The organism is Flaviramulus sp. BrNp1-15, assembly GCF_022259695.1.
Taxonomy (GTDB): domain Bacteria; phylum Bacteroidota; class Bacteroidia; order Flavobacteriales; family Flavobacteriaceae; genus BrNp1-15.
The window spans coordinates 2,380,057-2,396,991 of the sequence record NZ_CP092099.1 but is presented as its reverse complement, the minus strand read 5'-3'; the positions used below and the strand labels follow the sequence as shown (position 1 = coordinate 2,396,991).

The following is a 16,935-nucleotide window of genomic DNA, read 5'->3' as shown; positions in this document are numbered from 1 at the left end:
TTATAATTTTTTTCTTGGCTAATTAATTTGTACCAGCTGCTAAGTTTTTCATTTCTTTTTCAATCATGTCGTAAAACTGATCGATTTTAGGTAACACAACAATACGTGTACGTCTGTTTTTCGCTCTATTTTCAGCAGTATCGTTATCTACTAAAGGTACATAATGACTACGTCCTGCAGCGATTAATTGAGATGGGTTTACATTTAAGTCTTGTAAAACTCTAATAATAGAAGTTGAACGCTTAACACTTAAATCCCAGTTGTCTAATAAAGGTTCTTTTCTGTAAGGAACATTATCAGTATGTCCTTCAACCATACATTCAAAATCTGGTTTGCTATTAACAACTTTAGCAACTTTAGCAAGAACTTCTTTAGCTCTTGAAGTTACATTGTAGCTTCCACTTTGGAATAATAATTTATCTGCAATAGAAATAAATACCACACCTTTTTCTACATTTACTTCAATGTCTGGGTCGTTTATACCTACTTCACGTTTTAAACTGGTAACTAAAGCTAGTGTTACACTATCTTTTTTAGTAAGCGCATCTTGTAATCGAGTAATTTTTAAATCTTTTTCTTTTAAGCTTTCTAAAGATTTTTCAAGGTTTTCAGCACCTTTTTGAGTTAAGGTTGTTAAATTTCCTTTTGTATCAATTAAATCCTGATTAGTTTTACGTAAATCTGCAAGTTGTTCTTGTAAACCTTCAAGTCTAGCAGTAGCTGAAGCTCTTTCTTCTAAACAAGAATTTAATTTTACAGTAGCAGAATTAAGTAAATCTTGAGTTTCTTTTTGTTTTGCTTGAAGGTCTGTAAATTGTTTTTTTGAAACACATGAGCTCAATAACAACATTACAGATGCACTAAATAATAAAACTTTTTTCATAATTATTTAAGGATTGTTTTTTTAAATTGTTTGCACAAAAGTATATAAAAATCGGTTGTTTTTAACATTTTAACAAAACTTTTACTAACTAGTTATAAACTTTTGTAATTCGTTTTTTTATTTACGAAATAATCGAACACTATGGATGTTCTTTGGTAGTATTTTATTTTATTTTTTGTGGATTTTCTTTGTTTTAATAAATAGCTAAAATGGGCATAAAAAGCAAAATGAGCTTTTAAAATAGCTAAAGTATGTTTGGGTTTAAATTCTAGTAAGAATTTTAATCCTGCAATACCATCAAGAATCAATCGAATAAATAATAGTCCTAGTACTAAACCTTTTGCATTTTTAGTTAATGCATAGAGGCTATTTCTAAAATTGAGATAGGTTTTTTTAGAATTTGTATTGCTTAATGTAGCTCCTCCAACATGGTAGATTTCTGAACCTCCGACATATTTAACTGAATAACCTAAATTTTTTGCACGCCAGCATAAATCTATTTCTTCCATATGAGCAAAAAAATGTTCATCTAAACCATTTAACTCATTAAAAACATCTTTTTTGACAAATAAACATGCCCCCGAAGCCCAAAAAATTTCTGTTGTATCATTATACTGTCCAAGGTCTTTTTCCAGGGTATTAAAAATTCTACCTCTGCAATACGGATAACCATATTTATCTATAAAACCACCTGCAGCACCAGCGTATTCAAAAAAATCTTTCTTTTTATAGTCTAATAATTTAGGTTGAATAATGGCTGTGTTAGAATCAGTTTTAAAACTTTCAATAATAGGTTTAAGCCAATTTTTAGTAACTTCAACATCACTATTTAAAAGACAAAATACGTCAGCGTCAATATGTTTTAATCCGTCATTATAGCCTTTTGCATATCCGCCATTTTCAATGTTTTGAATGGTTTTAATGTTTGGATATTGAGCATTTACAAAGGCAACAGAATCATCTGTAGAAGCATTATCTATTATGTAAATTGAGGCTTCTTTTGAATGCTCAACAACAGATGGTAAGAATTTTTGAAGCAACTCTTTCCCATTCCAGTTTAGTATGGCTATAGCTATTTTCATTTTGTATAAGCTGGAATCTCCTTTAAAAATTGATAGCGTTCATTTTTAAAATCCATTTGGCAATAATAATGATTTAATCCGTTAGTAACCATTAAATAGGTAGCGTTTAACTCCAAATTATATCGTGCTATTTGATCGAATGTATCTTGTTTAATATCAATTTTAGGCGCTTTACATTCTACAATTAAATGAATACTCCCATTTGAGTTAAAAACAACAATATCGTATCGCTTTTTTAAAGAGTTGATAGTTAGCTCTTTTTCAATATTTATTAAAGATTTAGGGTAACCTTTTTCATTAATTAAAAACTCAACACAATGTTGACGCACCCATTCTTCGGGTTGTAAAACCACAAACTTTTTGCGAATACTATCAAAAATAGAAATTTTATTTTCGTTACTTTTGAATCGAAACGAATATGTAGGGAAATTTAGTTTTTGCACTGCACAAATTTGGTGATTTTTTTTTAATGGACGAAGTAAAACAATTAGTAACAGATATAAAAAATGGTAATTTAAAACCCATTTATTTTTTAATGGGTGAAGAACCTTATTATATAGATAAAATATCTGATTTTATTGAAAATACAGTTTTAGCCGAAGAAGAACGTGGGTTTAATCAAATGGTATTGTATGGACGTGATGTGACTATTGATGATATTGTTGGAAATGCAAAACGATATCCAATGATGGCAGAATATCAAGTGGTTATTGTTAAAGAAGCTCAAGATTTATCTAGAACCATTGAAAAATTGGCATCGTATGTTGAAAATCCACAACCTACAACAGTTTTGGTTGTAAATTATAAGTACAAGAAAATTGATAAACGAAAAGCACTCTATAAATCTTTAAAGAAAACAGGAGTTATTTATGAAAGTAAAAAGCTTTACGAAAATCAGGTAGCCGATTGGATTCGTCGTGTTTTGTCTTCTAAAAAATATACCATTTCACCTAAAGCGGCACAAATGTTAGTGGAGTTTTTAGGAACAGATTTAAGTAAAATTAATAACGAATTAGAAAAACTACAAATAATCTTACCTGAAGGCACTCAAATTACTCCAGAACATATTGAAGAAAACATTGGCATTAGTAAAGATTACAACAATTTTGAATTACGAAAAGCCATAGGAGAAAAAAACACTGTAAAAGCATTTAAAATTGTAAATTATTTTGCTGAAAACCCAAAGGATAATCCAATGGTTGTAACTGTTGCTTTACTGTTTAATTTTTTCTCACAATTACTTCATTTTCATGGATTAAAAGATAAATCTCCTAGAAGTGTTGCTTCTGCATTAAAAATAAATCCCTATTTCGTAAATGAATACATTACTGCAGCAAAATATTACCCAATGCGAAAAGTAAGTACTGTGGTGGCGACATTAAGAGAGTTTGATATTAAAAGTAAAGGTGTTGGAGCAAACTCAGTTCCTCAAGGAGATTTACTCAAAGAATTATTAGTAAAGATTTTAAATTAACATTTTTGAATGAATGTAGATATTCACCAGAGTTGGAAGCATTATTTAGAAGACGAGTTTAACAAACCTTACTTTAAAGATTTAGTAAATTTTGTAAAATCAGAATACAAGACTTATACTTGTTTTCCTCCAGGGAATCAAATTTTCAATGCATTTAATCATTGTAATTTTGACGATGTTAAAGTAGTTATTATTGGTCAAGATCCTTATCATAACTATGGTCAAGCAAACGGACTTTGTTTTTCGGTAAATGATGGTATTGATCATCCACCATCGTTAATTAATATATTTAAAGAAATAGAAAGTGATTTAGGAACACCTTATCCAGTAAGTGGCAATTTATCAAGATGGGCAGATCAAGGTGTTTTGTTATTGAACGCTACTTTGACGGTAAGAGCTCATCAAGCAGGGAGCCATCAAAATAAAGGTTGGGAAACCTTTACAAATGCAGTAATAAAATTGATAAGTGATAAAAAAGAAGGAGTAGTTTTTTTGCTATGGGGAGGTTATGCTAAGAAAAAAGCAAAATTAATAAATGAAAATAAGCATCATATATTAATGTCTGGTCATCCATCTCCATTGAGTGCAAATAGAGGGTATTGGTTTGGTAACAAGCATTTTAGTAAAGCTAATACTATATTAAAAGGTATAAATACTAAAGAAGTAAACTGGTAAAAGCTTTTTGAAAATTAACTAGCTGTTTTTGCTAGTATTTTATGTTCATTTTCAATTGTAACATGATGACTTAAAACTACAGGCGGTTTGTTTTTATTTTCAGCCTTTTTTTTAATTTTATTACAACTAAATTTTAATAATAAAAAATTAAAGACAATAAGAGAAAGTAAAATAGCAGGAATAACTATATAAAACATATCAAACAAACTTTAGTAGATATTTGACACGAATAATATAAATTGGTCACATTGACCGATTTAAAAGATTTAAAAAACTAATTAGCTACCTGTAGGAGCTAAAGTTAATTCAACAGATTTAATTTGAATTTGGGGTCTTAAGACAACAGGTTTTTTATTAACTTCCGTAGGCTTTAAAGTTTTATTACAGCTAAACTTTAACAACAATAAATTAATTGCAACTAGTACAAAAAGTGAAATAGTAATTGTTAATAACATAGGCATTCGGGATTGAAAATTTCGATAAAAAACAAATTTAATCGATAAAACAAAAAATTGTTAACAATTATTAAGAGTTAACAAACTCTGTTGCAAATATATGAAATAAAAAAATGTAAAGCAATACGTACTTGTACCTAGTTTTATTTTTTATGAATTACTTATACCTTAATATTTCATTTTATTAATTTCTTAAAAAATTATGAATAATTTTATTTACTGTACATTTTATTGTAATAAATCTTAATTAAATTTTTACAAGTTTAATTTTATACTAATTGTGTTTAAAGGACATTAATTTATCATTATATCTCTTATTTAATAAAATAAAATTTATTTTTGACTAAAATAAATGAAGATGAACCAACTTAATTGGATTATAGCAAAAGAATATCAAGATATAACGTACAATAAGTGTAATGGTGTGGCAAGAATTGCTTTTAATAGACCAGATGTACGTAATGCATTCAGACCAAAAACAACCAGCGAACTATACGATGCATTTTATGATGCTAATGAAGATGTAAATATTGGAGTTGTTTTACTATCAGCAGAAGGACCTTCAAGTAAAGATGGAGTGTATTCATTTTGTAGTGGTGGTGATCAAAAGGCTAGAGGACATCAAGGTTATGTCGGCGAGGATGGATATCACAGATTAAATATCTTAGAAGTTCAACGTTTAATACGTTTTATGCCAAAAGCAGTAATTGCTGTTGTTCCAGGTTGGGCAGTTGGTGGCGGCCACAGTTTACACGTCGTTTGCGATTTAACTCTAGCAAGTAAAGAGCATGCTATTTTTAAGCAAACAGATGCCGATGTTACCAGTTTCGATGGAGGTTATGGCTCTGCTTATTTAGCTAAAATGGTTGGACAAAAAAAGGCTAGAGAAATCTTTTTCTTAGGAAGAAATTATTCTGCACAGGAAGCTTTTGAAATGGGTATGGTAAATGCTGTAATACCGCATGATGAATTAGAAAATACAGCTTACGAATGGGCTCAGGAAATATTAGCAAAGTCACCTACATCAATAAAAATGTTAAAATTCGCAATGAATTTAACTGATGATGGTATGGTTGGGCAACAAGTTTTTGCAGGAGAAGCAACACGTTTAGCATACATGACTGATGAAGCAAAAGAAGGAAGAAATGCTTTCTTAGAAAAGCGTAAGCCTAACTTTGATAAAAAATGGATTCCATAATGCAAAACATTTCTATTTGGGTTTCAGCTATTCGTTTAAGAACACTTCCTTTATCCATATCTGGTATTATTTTGGCCTCATGTTTGGCATATTATAATGGAGTTTTTAAATGGCATATTTTCTTATTAGCCATTTTAACAACATTAAGTTTTCAAATTTTATCAAACTTAGCCAACGATTATGGTGATGGTATTAAGGGTACAGACAATAATAATAGAATAGGTCCAGAACGTGCTATACAAACAGGTAAAATAACACCAGAAGAGTTGTTAAATGCTATCAAAATAAATGTTTTGTTATCTATATGCTTGTCATTTTTGCTCGTTTTTTCGGCATTTGGTGTAAAGCATTTTTTGCTAACAATAACTTTCTTTTTTTTAGGTTTAGGCTCTGTTGTTGCCGCTGTACGTTATACAATTGGTGACAATGCTTATGGTTACAGAGGTTTAGGAGATATTTTTGTATTTATTTTTTTTGGTTTAGTTAGTGTTATGGGCTGTTATGTTCTATTTGCAAAACAAGTACACCATGTAACTTTTTTACCAGCTTGTACTATTGGACTTTTAAGCACTGCGGTTTTAAACCTTAATAATATGCGTGACAGAATATCAGATGAAGTATCAAATAAAGTTACTTTAGCAGTTAAATTTGGAGAGAAGAAAATTAAGAGTTACCATAACATATTGATTGTACTCGCAATAGTTTTATCTAGCTTATTTGGTATATTATACTATACAAAACCTATAAACCTTATTTTTATTATTGCTTATATCCCTTTACTTATTCACTTAAAAAAAGTAAATAAAAATAAAGAGCCTAAGTTATTGAATCCAGAGTTAAAAAAATTAGCATTAACAACTGTTTTGTTAGCAATTTTAATGGGAATAGGTCACATATTATAATTTTTTTGTAATTTAATGTTTTAACTATTCATTTCATGAAAATAACATTTTATGGACATGCCAGTTTGGGTATTAAAATTGGTGATGTCAACTTGCTTGTAGATCCATTTATTTCAGCTAATCCTAAAGCATCAGCAATAGATATAAATACGCTTAAAGCTGATTATATTCTAGTAACTCACGCACATCAAGATCATATTGTTGATGTAGAAGCTATAGCTAAAAGGACTAATGCTGTTATTATATCTAATTTCGAAATAGCATCGCATTATGGGAATAAAGGTTTTGAAAACCATCCAATGAATCATGGAGGTTCATGGGATTTTGAATTCGGAACAGTTAAATATGTGAATGCTATACACACATCGTCTTTTCCAGATGGAAGTTATGGTGGGCAACCAGGAGGATTTGTTATTGAAGGTGAGCACAAAAACATTTATATAGCTGGAGATACTGCATTAACAATGGATATGAAGCTTATACCATTACAAACAAAATTAGATTTAGCTATTTTACCTATTGGTGATAATTTTACCATGGGTGTAGATGATGCTATTTTAGCAAGTGATTTTGTAGAATGCGACAAAATTTTAGGGTGTCATTATGATACTTTTGGTTATATAGAAATTAACCATGAAGAAGCAAAACGCAAGTTTTTTGATAAAGATAAAGATTTAATGCTATTAGGGATAGGAGAGAGTATTGAGTTGTAAGATTACTTAAAAATGAGATTGTCATTAACACTTGCAAACAGATTAAACGAAGTACTACTTGATGGCAAATGGGTTGCAGGAACCAATGTTAAAAACGAAATATTTGATTTAGATTGGAAAATAGCAATTCAAAAGTATAAGTCTTTAAATACCATAGCGGATTTAACATTTCACATCGATTATTATATTTCTGGACTTCTTAATGTTCTAAAAGGAGGGAAATTAGAAATAAGAGATAAGTATAGTTTTGACTATGAACCAATAAAAAATGAAACAGATTGGAAAATATTAGTTAATAAGTTCTGTGAAGATTCAAAACAATTTATTGAGGCAGTTAAGAATTTATCTGATAAAGATTTAGAAATAGATTTTTTTGATAAAAAGTATGGAAACTATTTCAGGAATATAGATGTACTTATAGAGCATTCTTATTATCATTTAGGCCAAATAATACTCATAAAAAAATTAATAAAGTAATAATTTTATTTCACCTTACTGCGTAAAACCAATTTGTGTATTAGTCTTGGTGAGAGCCGTTTAACATATACACCAAAAGTTTCAAATTTACCAATGTAGGCTTCAAATTTTTCTTTACGAATAGCTTTTATCATTCGTTTTACAAAAGCATTAACATCTAGACCTTTGTCGGTCATTTCATCTTGATAACCTTGTTTACTTCCATCAGCTGTTAAAGCATTTTTGGCTACGTTTGTATTTACAAACCCAGGACAAATCATAGTAACTTTAATATTATCCTTATCATGTTCTAAACGCAACGCATCAAAGAAACCATGTAAAGCATGTTTTGCTCCACAATATGCAGATCTGTATGAAGAAGCAAATTTTCCCATAAGGCTAGAAACTACAACATAATGTCCAGATTTATTCGCAACAAAATGAGGTAAAAGAGCTTTAGAAAGTGCAACAGTTCCCAAATAATCTATTTCCATGAGTTTTTTATCAACTTCAATAGAGGTTTCTATTATTGGAGAACGTTGGCTAATACCACCATTATTAATAAGTATATCTATTTTGCCAAATAGACTGATAGCTTCATCAACATGTGCTTTCATTACATTTATTTCTGATAGATCTAGAGGAAGTACAGCAATGTTTTCTGGATTAGAACAATTATTCTTTACATATTCTAACACATCTTTTCTTCTGGAAGACAAGATGAGTTTACAGTTTTGTTCAGCGAGTTGCAAAGCTAAACCTTCACCAATACCACTTGAAGCACCAGTAATCCAAACTACTTTATTATTAAATGTCATGTTGGTTTTCTTTAATCCATTCGGTTCTTAAATCATTACTCAGTTGTCCGGTTCCATCATGTTTCCAACCTGGTGGTTTTATCAAATAAAGCAGTCTGTTTTTTAATGATTTTTTACCAGAAAAGGCATCTTTAAACATATTTATCCATTCAATAAACGCAATTTTAATAGGGTTATATGTGTTTATGTTTTTAACTAAACCATAAATTACTTTTTCTTCATCCAGCTCTGGTTGAAATGTACCAAACATTTTATCCCAGATAATTAAAATTCCGGCATGATTTCTATCTAAATATAAGGGATTGCTACCATGATGCACCCTGTGGTGTGAAGGCGTATTCATTATAGCCTCAAACCATTTTGGTAATTTGTTAATAGCTTCGGTATGTATCCAGAATTGATATAATAAACTAACAGACATTTGTAGCATAATCATTCCAGGGTGAAATCCTAGAAGTGGTAACCACAACCAGAATATAAAGGAGTAAAAACCACCAGACCAAGTTTGCCTTAAGGCTGTACTTAAATTGTAGTGTTGCGAAGAATGGTGTACTACATGCGAAGCCCAAAACAATCTGCATTCATGGCTAATTCTATGAAACCAATAATAAGCAAAATCATCTAAAAAAAAGAGTAATATAAAACTCCACCACACTACAGGAATAGTAAATAGCCTAAAATTCTCATAAATAAAGAAAAAGGATAGAAGCACTAAAGCTTTACTAAAATAACCTAAGAATACATTGCCTAAACCCATAGCTATGGAAGAAAAAGCGTCTTTAGTTTCGTAGGTTTTTATGCCTTCTTTTATGGTAACATACAATTCTATAATCATAGAAAGTATAAAAAAAGGAATAGCATAAAGAATAATATCTGGGAACTCTGTCATTTTAAATCTAAACTTAATTTAGAGCTAAAAATAGTGAAATTAATTGAGTATTTTTGGCACTCAATGATAGCAACTTACCATAAATACATTCTAAATTTTAAACAAGCCAGCGGTACGTCTCGTGGTATATTAAAGACTAAAGAAATTTGGTTTATTATAATAAAAGCTGAGGAAAAGAAAGGAATTGGAGAGTGTGGTTTATTTAGAGGACTGTCTGTAGATGATAGACCAGATTATGAAGAAAAGCTTAAATGGGTTTGTGAAAATATAGATTTAGGTTTAAATGTTTTACTGAATGAATTAATTGAGTTTCCAAGTATTCAGTTTGGTTTAGAGATGGCTTTTAAATCATTAGAAAGTAAAGATTCATTTGAATTATTTCCTTCAAAATTCACACAAAGAGAAGATTCAATTCCTATAAATGGATTGATTTGGATGGGAAGTGAAGCTTTTATGAAGCAACAAATAAAAGAAAAGCTTGATGCAGGTTTTAGTTGTATTAAAATGAAAATAGGAGCTATAGATTTTCAGCAAGAAATAAATCTTATACAATCTATAAGAAAGCAATTTTCTTCAAAAGATATAGAATTACGAGTTGATGCTAACGGAGCATTTTCGCCTTCAGAAGCTTTAGAAAAATTAAAAATATTATCTAAATTCGATTTACATTCCATTGAACAGCCTATAAAACAAGGGCAATGGGAAGTTATGGCAAATCTTTGTTCTAAAACACCATTACCAATTGCTTTAGATGAAGAATTAATAGGTGTTTTTACTGTAACAAAAAAGCAAGAATTATTACAAACTATAAAGCCACAATACATTATATTAAAACCTAGTTTAGTAGGAGGTTTTAATGGAAGTGATGAATGGATTAAATTAGCAGAAAATCAGAATATTGATTGGTGGATTACCAGTGCATTAGAAAGTAATGTTGGCTTGAATGCCATTGCTCAATACACTTATAATAAACAAAGTGAATTACCGCAAGGTCTTGGAACTGGGAGTTTATTTACTAATAATTTTGATAGCCCATTACAAGTAAAAAATGGTACATTGCAGTACAATAATAAAATGAATTGGAACTTTAATTTATAACATGAATTATATACAACAAGCCTACAAAGGAAAAAAGGAAATATGGATGTTTTTGTTGACATCAATATTAATTTCTGGCATTTTTATAATGAACTTTATAGTTTATTTATTTTCATCTGATGAAGACATGGATGCTGCTTATGAAATGATGAAATCGATACCTGCAAATTTATCTTTAATAATTAACCTTTTACCATTTGCCTTTTTATTAGGTCTATTATTCATTCTAGTACGTTATTTACATGGTAGAAGCATATTATCATTAACTACAGCAAGAAAAAAGGTAGATTGGAATCGTATCGTATTCTCTTTCAGTTTAATAGTTGTTTTAACTATAGTTTCTTTTGCTATCACGTATTATTCAGATCCAAGTCAGATTGAATTACAATTTAATCCGATTAAATTTGCTATACTTTTTCTAATAAGTATCATTCTTTTTCCATTTCAAATAGGTTTAGAAGAATACTTGTTTAGAGGATATTTCATGCAACATATAGGTATAATGGTAAAGAATAAATGGTTTCCATTAATTTTTACATCTATTTTGTTTGGTTTAGCACATAGTGCAAACCCAGAAGTTGCAGAAATGGGGTTTATAACCATGGTGTTTTATATTGGAACAGGTTTGCTATTAGGAATAATGACCTTAATGGATGAAGGCTTAGAATTAGCTTTAGGGTTTCATTTAGGGAATAATTTACTAGCAGCGCTTTTAGTTACTAGCGATTGGTCTGCACTTCAAACAGATGCGATTTTTAAATATACTGCAGAAGAAGCTAATACTACAGCTATAGAAATATTAGTTCCTGTATTAATTTTTTATCCTATTATATTAATTATCCTTTCAAAAAAATATAATTGGACTAATTGGAAAGATAAATTAACAGGAAAAGTTATTGAACCACCAAAAGAAGATTATAAAATTTTAGAATAAGATTATGACTCCAAACTACACCAATGTACATGTAAAATTTAAACTAGACGGTTTAAGTTATAAGTATGATGATTTAATGGAAGTTGCTTACAGTTATGTTAAAGAGGGTTTGCCTTATCAACAAGAGCTAGGTAATTTTTTACTTGATTGGTTAGATAATAAGGATTACATAAAAGTAAAAACCTCAGGATCTACAGGAAAGCCCAAAAAGCTTAAAATTAAAAAAGAAGTTATGGTAAATTCTGCTTTAGCTACAGGAGATTTTTTTAATTTAAAACCAGGAGATAAAGTATTGCATTGTTTGCCTTCAAACTTTATTGCGGGTAAAATGATGATTGTAAGAGCCATCATTTTAGGTTTAGAATTAGATATGGTAGAACCTAAAGCACTACCTTTAATAGACTATGAGAAAGATTATGCTTTTTGTGCCTTTACACCTATGCAACTTAAAAACTTTGCAAAATATTTAAAGAGCATAAAAACAGTAATTGTTGGAGGTGGTATGGTGTCGAAACCTATTGTAGAATCTATTCAAGATAAAAAGCCACATGTTTACGAAACTTATGGAATGACTGAAACAGTATCTCATGTAGCCGTTAAAAAATTAAATAATTTTAATGGTTCTGAGGCAGATAAGTACTTTAAAACGCTTCCAAAAATTACAGTTTCTCTAGATGATAGAGGTTGTTTAGTTATTGATGCGCCACATCTTTCGGATGAAAAAATAGTTACTAACGATATAGCTAAAATTCATTCTGATACTACTTTTGAGTGGCTAGGGCGTTATGATAATGTAATCAATTCTGGAGGGATTAAATTATATCCAGAGCAAATAGAAAGGAAGCTTCAAAGTAAAATTGCTGAGCAATTTTTTGTAGCATCTACACCAGATGATACTTTGGGTGAGAAATTAATATTGGTTGTTGAGACTAAAAAAGAAGATTTCGATACTTCGGTTTTTGAAGTTTTAGATAAATACGAAAAACCAAAAGAAGTTTTTAAAATAGCAAAGTTTGTAGAAACCTCTTCTGGAAAAATTCACCGAAAAAAAACAATGCAGGTATTAAATTTGTAAAAACGAATTGTAACTTTGCATGCTTTTTTATTACTAATAGAAAATAGTTTTTATGAACTTTATTAAACGTGTTTTATCAACAGTTACAGGAATTTTTGTATTTCTAATTATCTGTTTTTTTGGCTTAATTTTATTGGGAGCATTATTTGGAGGAAATTCTGATGATGTTGTTCAAGTTAAGACCAATTCTGTTTTAGAATTAAAATTAGATTTTCCTATAAAAGATTATGCAGGAAAAACAGTGTTTTCAGATTACCCATTTTTAAATGAAAACAAGAAAAATGGACTTTTTAATATTATTGATGCTATAAATTATGCAGCTACCGATGATAAAATAAAAGGCATATCTATAAATAATCATTTCATAAACGCTGGAATTTCTCAAACTAAAGCCTTAAGAGGCGCTTTATTAAAGTTTAAAGAATCTGGTAAATTTGTTGTAGCATACTCCGATCTTTATACACAAAAAGATTATTACTTAAGTTCTGTAGCTGATACTATTTATATAAGTCCGGTTGGGATTATGGAGTTTAAAGGGTTGTATTCAGAGCAATTGTATTTTAAAGATTTCCAAGAAAAAACAGGGCTTAAAATGGAAGTGGTTCGCTTCGGAAAATATAAAAGTGCCGTAGAGCCGTTTTTAGAGAATAATATGAGTCATGAAAACAGAGAGCAAATTTCAGTGTATTTAAATTCACTTTGGGATGAAATAAAACAAGACATTTCTAAAAGTAGAAACATTCCTGTAGATAGATTAAATACCATTGCAGATAGTTTATTGGCAAGAACTCCAATTTTAGCAAAATCATCGCAACTTATAGATAAAGTAGGCTATTACGATGAATATGTTAACGGAATAAAACAGGCTATTAATGTTGAAAGTAAAGATGATTTAAAGATAGTTACTATAAAAGATTACGCAAAATACGCTGCGCCTAAACTAAAAAATTATTCAGTAAAGAATAAGATAGCTGTTATTTATGCGCAGGGTGATATCATTTATGGAGAAGGTGATGAAAACACTGTTGGTCAGGGCAGTATGAATAAATCTTTAAAAGACGCTAGAGAAGATGATAAAGTAAAGGCGGTAGTATTACGTGTAAACTCACCGGGAGGAAGCGCGTTAGCTAGCGAGCTTATATGGAGAGAAATAGAACTTACTAAAAAAGTAAAACCTGTAATTGTATCTATGGGAGATTTAGCAGCTTCCGGGGGTTATTATATCGCTTGTAATGCTGATAAAATTATTGCAGAACCAACAACTATAACAGGAAGTATAGGTGTTTTTGGGGTATTACCAAATGGTAATCAATTAGCAAATAACATGGGTATTAATGCAGAACAAGTTGTTACTAATAAAAATGCAGTTTCATATAGTTTTTTTGAACCATTAAATGATGAACAGCGTGCCTTTTTAAAAGAAGGTATTATAGATATATATGAATTATTTACCAGTAGAGTAGCTGTTGGTAGAAATATGCAGCAAGATGATGTTAAGGCGATTGCTCAAGGACGTGTTTGGACAGGCGCCGATGCTTTAAAAAACGGATTAGTTGATGAGTTAGGCGGATTGGATTTAGCCATACAACGAGCAATAGAAGCTGCTAATATTACTGATTATCAAATAAAAGAGTTTCCTGTATTTGAAAAAGATCTTGATAAAATGTTAGAAGATTTTGGCTTAGCTAAAACTAAAGAAACTATTCTAAAAGAAGAGTTAGGCGAAGAAAATTACCAGATGTATAAAGAAATAAAAGCCTTGTCTCAGAAAAAAGGAATTCAATTATTATTTCCTTACAGTACAGATATTAAATAAAAACAAAAACATAATTATAAAAAGACCAAACGAAAGTTTGGTCTTTTTTTATGCTTTACTCATTCAAACAGGGGCTTCACTCATTGTTGGTTTTACAACCTAGTATTAGAGCTTAGTTTTATGCTAAACTTAAAAATCAACTATTATGAAAACGCTTATAAATTTTTGCCTAGTATTATTTATTACAATACAAATTCAAGCTCAAGAAAAGACGATTTACGGAAAAGTATTTGATAATTCAAATTATCCTTTACCCGGAGCAACGGTCTTGGTTAAAAATTCTAACAATGGTACAAATACCGATTTTGATGGAAAATATCAAATAAAAGCAAAAACTACTGATACATTGGTTTTTGCTTATATAGGTTATATAACAAAAGAAATTATTGTTGGAAAATCTAATGTAATAACAGTTACTTTAAAAGAAGATGTCTCTAAGTTAGACGAAGTGGTTGTAGTTGCTTATGGAACTACAACAAGGAAATCTTATACAGCTTCTGTATCTCAAATAAAACGCCAAAAGCGAAAAGCTTATCATAATAAGTTGGCGGGTCAAATTCAATCTACACCTGTTCAAGCACTTTCGGGAAAAGCTGCTGGTGTTCAAATAAATAATAACTCTGGTAATGCAGGAACAAATTCTCGAATTTTAATTAGAGGGTTGTCTTCAATTTCGCAAAACAAAAAACCTTTAGTGGTTGTAGATGGTATTGTATCAAATTATGACAATTTAGGAAGTATCAATCCAAACAATATAAAAAATATTGATGTATTAAAAGATGCAAGTGCAACCTCACTTTATGGAAGTCGTGCAAGTCATGGTGTTATTATTATTTCAACAAAAAATACTCTTCAAACCATAGAAAACCCGTTATACATTGTTGATGGAGTACCAATTAAAAAAGAACATAATTACATAATTGAAAGTATTTCAGAAACTGATATTGATAGTAAAACAGAATATAAAGGAACTGAAGCTAAAAAGAAATTCGGCAAAATCGCAAAAAATGGATGTATTGTTATTACTACTAATCAAGGAAATTTTAGAATTCTCAATAACGAAAGTTATGCGGTTATTGACGAGAATAATTTTGAAAGAACCACATTGTCACCACTGTCAACATTTTCTATAGATGTAGATAAAGCATCATACAGTAATGTAAGAAGAATGATAAATAATGGGGAATATATTGAATCTGATGCCGTTAAAATTGAAGAAATGGTTAATTATTTTGATTATAATTATCCACAACCAACAGGTGAGCATCCATTTTCGATAAGCACAGAAGTTGCAAAAACACCTTGGAATAAGGATACTAAAATTGTTAAAATTGGACTACAAGGTAAAACTTATAATAATAAAGAATTACCTCCATCAAACCTTACCTTTTTAATAGACGTTTCCGGTTCCATGAGTTCACAAAACAAATTACCATTGTTAAAATCGGCTTTCAAACTTTTAGTTAATCAACTAAGAGAACAAGATAAAGTTTCCATAGTAGTTTATGCAGGTGCAGCAGGAGTAGTTTTAGAGCCAACATCAGGAAAGAAAAAAGAAAAAATATTATCAGCTTTAGATAATTTAAATGCTGGCGGTTCTACAGCTGGAGGACAAGGCATTCAGCTGGCTTACAAATTAGCAGAAAAACATTTTAATAATAATGGTAATAATAGAGTTATTCTGGCAACAGATGGCGATTTTAATGTTGGTGCATCAAGTGATAAGGATATGCAAAAGTTAATAGAGGAAAAACGTGAATCAGGAGTATTTTTATCAGTTTTAGGATTTGGTTACGGTAATTATAAAGATTCAAAATTAGAAATCTTAGCAGATAAAGGAAATGGAAATCATGCTTATATTGATAATATGCAAGAAGCACAAAAAGTATTCGGAAAAGAATTTGGAGGCACGCTATTTACAATAGCTAAAGATGTGAAAATTCAAATAGAATTTAATCCTAGTAAAGTGCAAGCTTATAGATTAATTGGTTATGAAAACAGAATGCTTACTGATGAAGATTTTGTTGATGACACTAAAGATGCCGGTGAATTAGGAAGTGGACACACTGTTACTGCTTTATACGAAGTAATTCCAGTTGGAGTAAAAAGTGAATATCTAAAAGATGTTGCAGATTTAAAATATACCCAGTCACAAATATCCAGATCATATACAAATGAGTTGTTTACAGTAAAATTCAGGTATAAAAAACCGGATGGCGATAAAAGTGTTGAAATGCTTCATGTTCAAAAAGACGGAGTTCAAGAAGCTTCTAAAGATTTAAAATTTGCCTCATCGGTGGCCTTATTTGGTATGCAATTACGTCAATCAAAATATCATAATAAATCAAAAATTGGAGATGTTATTAATATGGCTGAATCTGGTAGAGGTGAAGATAAAGATGGTTATAGAGCAGAATTTATTCGGTTAGTTTCTACATATCAAAATCTGTAAATAAAATAAAAAAGC

Annotated in this window: 16 protein-coding genes; 11 read left to right on the top strand and 5 right to left on the bottom strand. The window is 29.9% G+C overall.

From position 1 onward, the window contains the following. Positions 1-22: 22 nt before the first annotated feature. The 3 genes from MBM09_RS10590 to MBM09_RS10580 all read right to left on the bottom strand — a co-directional run bounded on the left by MBM09_RS10590 (position 23) and on the right by MBM09_RS10580 (position 2,408). Complete coding sequence (locus tag MBM09_RS10590) at positions 23-883, bottom strand: OmpA family protein (RefSeq protein WP_238673698.1); 861 nt, start codon at positions 881-883, stop codon at positions 23-25. A 92-nt stretch (positions 884-975) separates the two neighbouring features. After that, positions 976-1,965: a glycosyltransferase family 2 protein gene (locus MBM09_RS10585; protein WP_238673697.1), complete on the bottom strand. Its 990-nt coding sequence runs from the start codon at positions 1,963-1,965 to the stop codon at positions 976-978. Then, positions 1,962-2,408 carry a type I restriction enzyme HsdR N-terminal domain-containing protein gene (locus tag MBM09_RS10580; RefSeq protein WP_238673696.1) on the bottom strand — a complete coding sequence of 149 codons (447 nt, stop codon included), beginning with the start codon at positions 2,406-2,408 and terminating at the stop codon, positions 1,962-1,964. The genes MBM09_RS10585 and MBM09_RS10580 overlap by 4 nt, the downstream gene beginning before the upstream one ends. Positions 2,409-2,434: 26 nt before the next feature. Here MBM09_RS10580 and holA point away from each other — a divergent pair, with 26 nt between their 5' ends. The 6 genes from holA (at position 2,435) to MBM09_RS10550 (ending at position 7,859) form a co-directional block, all read left to right on the top strand. Then, positions 2,435-3,439, top strand: a complete 1,005-nt coding sequence (holA, locus tag MBM09_RS10575; RefSeq protein WP_238673695.1) for a DNA polymerase III subunit delta — start codon at positions 2,435-2,437, stop codon at positions 3,437-3,439. A gap of 9 nt (positions 3,440-3,448) precedes the next feature. Continuing rightward, positions 3,449-4,114, top strand: a complete 666-nt coding sequence (locus MBM09_RS10570) for a uracil-DNA glycosylase (protein WP_238673694.1) — start codon at positions 3,449-3,451, stop codon at positions 4,112-4,114. A gap of 813 nt (positions 4,115-4,927) precedes the next feature. Beyond that, a complete protein-coding gene (locus tag MBM09_RS10565; protein WP_238673693.1) occupies positions 4,928-5,767 on the top strand; it encodes a 1,4-dihydroxy-2-naphthoyl-CoA synthase in 840 nt (279 codons plus the stop codon). Beyond that, positions 5,755-6,669: a 1,4-dihydroxy-2-naphthoate octaprenyltransferase gene (gene menA / locus MBM09_RS10560; RefSeq protein WP_238673692.1), complete on the top strand. Its 915-nt coding sequence runs from the start codon at positions 5,755-5,757 to the stop codon at positions 6,667-6,669. The genes MBM09_RS10565 and menA overlap by 13 nt, the downstream gene beginning before the upstream one ends. 35 nt (positions 6,670-6,704) lie before the next feature. Next, positions 6,705-7,382: a metal-dependent hydrolase gene (locus MBM09_RS10555; RefSeq protein WP_238673691.1), complete on the top strand. Its 678-nt coding sequence runs from the start codon at positions 6,705-6,707 to the stop codon at positions 7,380-7,382. 12 nt (positions 7,383-7,394) lie between these two features. Continuing rightward, the gene (locus MBM09_RS10550) at positions 7,395-7,859 is read left to right on the top strand and encodes a DinB family protein (protein ID WP_238673690.1); all 465 of its coding nucleotides are present in this window, start codon (positions 7,395-7,397) and stop codon (positions 7,857-7,859) included. A 5-nt stretch (positions 7,860-7,864) separates the two neighbouring features. Here the strand turns inward: MBM09_RS10550 and MBM09_RS10545 are convergent, their stop codons facing one another. Next, entirely contained in the window at positions 7,865-8,656 is a 792-nt protein-coding gene (locus MBM09_RS10545) for an SDR family oxidoreductase (protein WP_238673689.1), read from the bottom strand. Then, positions 8,646-9,545, bottom strand: a complete 900-nt coding sequence (locus MBM09_RS10540) for a sterol desaturase family protein (RefSeq protein WP_238673688.1) — start codon at positions 9,543-9,545, stop codon at positions 8,646-8,648. Before MBM09_RS10540 ends, MBM09_RS10545 begins: the two co-directional genes overlap by 11 nt. Positions 9,546-9,608: 63 nt before the next feature. On the opposite strand from MBM09_RS10540, the gene MBM09_RS10535 reads away from it, so the two are divergent. From MBM09_RS10535 to MBM09_RS10515, 5 genes are all read left to right on the top strand, one after another. Beyond that, on the top strand, positions 9,609-10,643 hold the full coding sequence (locus tag MBM09_RS10535; RefSeq protein ID WP_238673687.1) for an o-succinylbenzoate synthase: 1,035 nt from the start codon (positions 9,609-9,611) through the stop codon (positions 10,641-10,643). Position 10,644: 1 nt separating this feature from the next. Then, positions 10,645-11,577 (top strand): CPBP family intramembrane glutamic endopeptidase, encoded by a 933-nt coding sequence (locus tag MBM09_RS10530; protein ID WP_238673686.1) that lies wholly within the window; start codon positions 10,645-10,647, stop codon positions 11,575-11,577. 4 nt (positions 11,578-11,581) lie between these two features. After that, the gene (locus MBM09_RS10525; RefSeq protein WP_238673685.1) at positions 11,582-12,652 is read left to right on the top strand and encodes an AMP-binding protein; all 1,071 of its coding nucleotides are present in this window, start codon (positions 11,582-11,584) and stop codon (positions 12,650-12,652) included. A 52-nt stretch (positions 12,653-12,704) separates the two neighbouring features. Further along, complete coding sequence (sppA, locus tag MBM09_RS10520; protein ID WP_238673684.1) at positions 12,705-14,468, top strand: signal peptide peptidase SppA; 1,764 nt, start codon at positions 12,705-12,707, stop codon at positions 14,466-14,468. A 145-nt stretch (positions 14,469-14,613) separates the two neighbouring features. Continuing rightward, positions 14,614-16,920 carry a VWA domain-containing protein gene (locus MBM09_RS10515; RefSeq protein WP_238673683.1) on the top strand — a complete coding sequence of 769 codons (2,307 nt, stop codon included), beginning with the start codon at positions 14,614-14,616 and terminating at the stop codon, positions 16,918-16,920. Positions 16,921-16,935: the final 15 nt, after the last annotated feature.

Excerpts from the sequence above, each read along its gene's own strand:
- sppA (WP_238673684.1), top strand. The coding sequence starts at position 12,705 with ATGAACTTTATTAAACGTGTTTTATCAACAGTTACAGGAATTTTTGTA.
- menA (WP_238673692.1), top strand. The coding sequence starts at position 5,755 with ATGGATTCCATAATGCAAAACATTTCTATTTGGGTTTCAGCTATTCGT.
- MBM09_RS10525 (WP_238673685.1), top strand. The coding sequence starts at position 11,582 with ATGACTCCAAACTACACCAATGTACATGTAAAATTTAAACTAGACGGT.
- MBM09_RS10555 (WP_238673691.1), top strand. The coding sequence starts at position 6,705 with ATGAAAATAACATTTTATGGACATGCCAGTTTGGGTATTAAAATTGGT.
- MBM09_RS10515 (WP_238673683.1), top strand. The coding sequence starts at position 14,614 with ATGAAAACGCTTATAAATTTTTGCCTAGTATTATTTATTACAATACAA.
- holA (WP_238673695.1), top strand. The coding sequence starts at position 2,435 with ATGGACGAAGTAAAACAATTAGTAACAGATATAAAAAATGGTAATTTA.
- MBM09_RS10565 (WP_238673693.1), top strand. The coding sequence starts at position 4,928 with ATGAACCAACTTAATTGGATTATAGCAAAAGAATATCAAGATATAACG.
- MBM09_RS10590 (WP_238673698.1), bottom strand. The coding sequence starts at position 883 with ATGAAAAAAGTTTTATTATTTAGTGCATCTGTAATGTTGTTATTGAGC.
- MBM09_RS10550 (WP_238673690.1), top strand. The coding sequence starts at position 7,395 with ATGAGATTGTCATTAACACTTGCAAACAGATTAAACGAAGTACTACTT.
- MBM09_RS10545 (WP_238673689.1), bottom strand. The coding sequence starts at position 8,656 with ATGACATTTAATAATAAAGTAGTTTGGATTACTGGTGCTTCAAGTGGT.
- MBM09_RS10570 (WP_238673694.1), top strand. The coding sequence starts at position 3,449 with ATGAATGTAGATATTCACCAGAGTTGGAAGCATTATTTAGAAGACGAG.
- MBM09_RS10530 (WP_238673686.1), top strand. The coding sequence starts at position 10,645 with ATGAATTATATACAACAAGCCTACAAAGGAAAAAAGGAAATATGGATG.
- MBM09_RS10535 (WP_238673687.1), top strand. The coding sequence starts at position 9,609 with ATGATAGCAACTTACCATAAATACATTCTAAATTTTAAACAAGCCAGC.
- MBM09_RS10585 (WP_238673697.1), bottom strand. The coding sequence starts at position 1,965 with ATGAAAATAGCTATAGCCATACTAAACTGGAATGGGAAAGAGTTGCTT.
- MBM09_RS10540 (WP_238673688.1), bottom strand. The coding sequence starts at position 9,545 with ATGACAGAGTTCCCAGATATTATTCTTTATGCTATTCCTTTTTTTATA.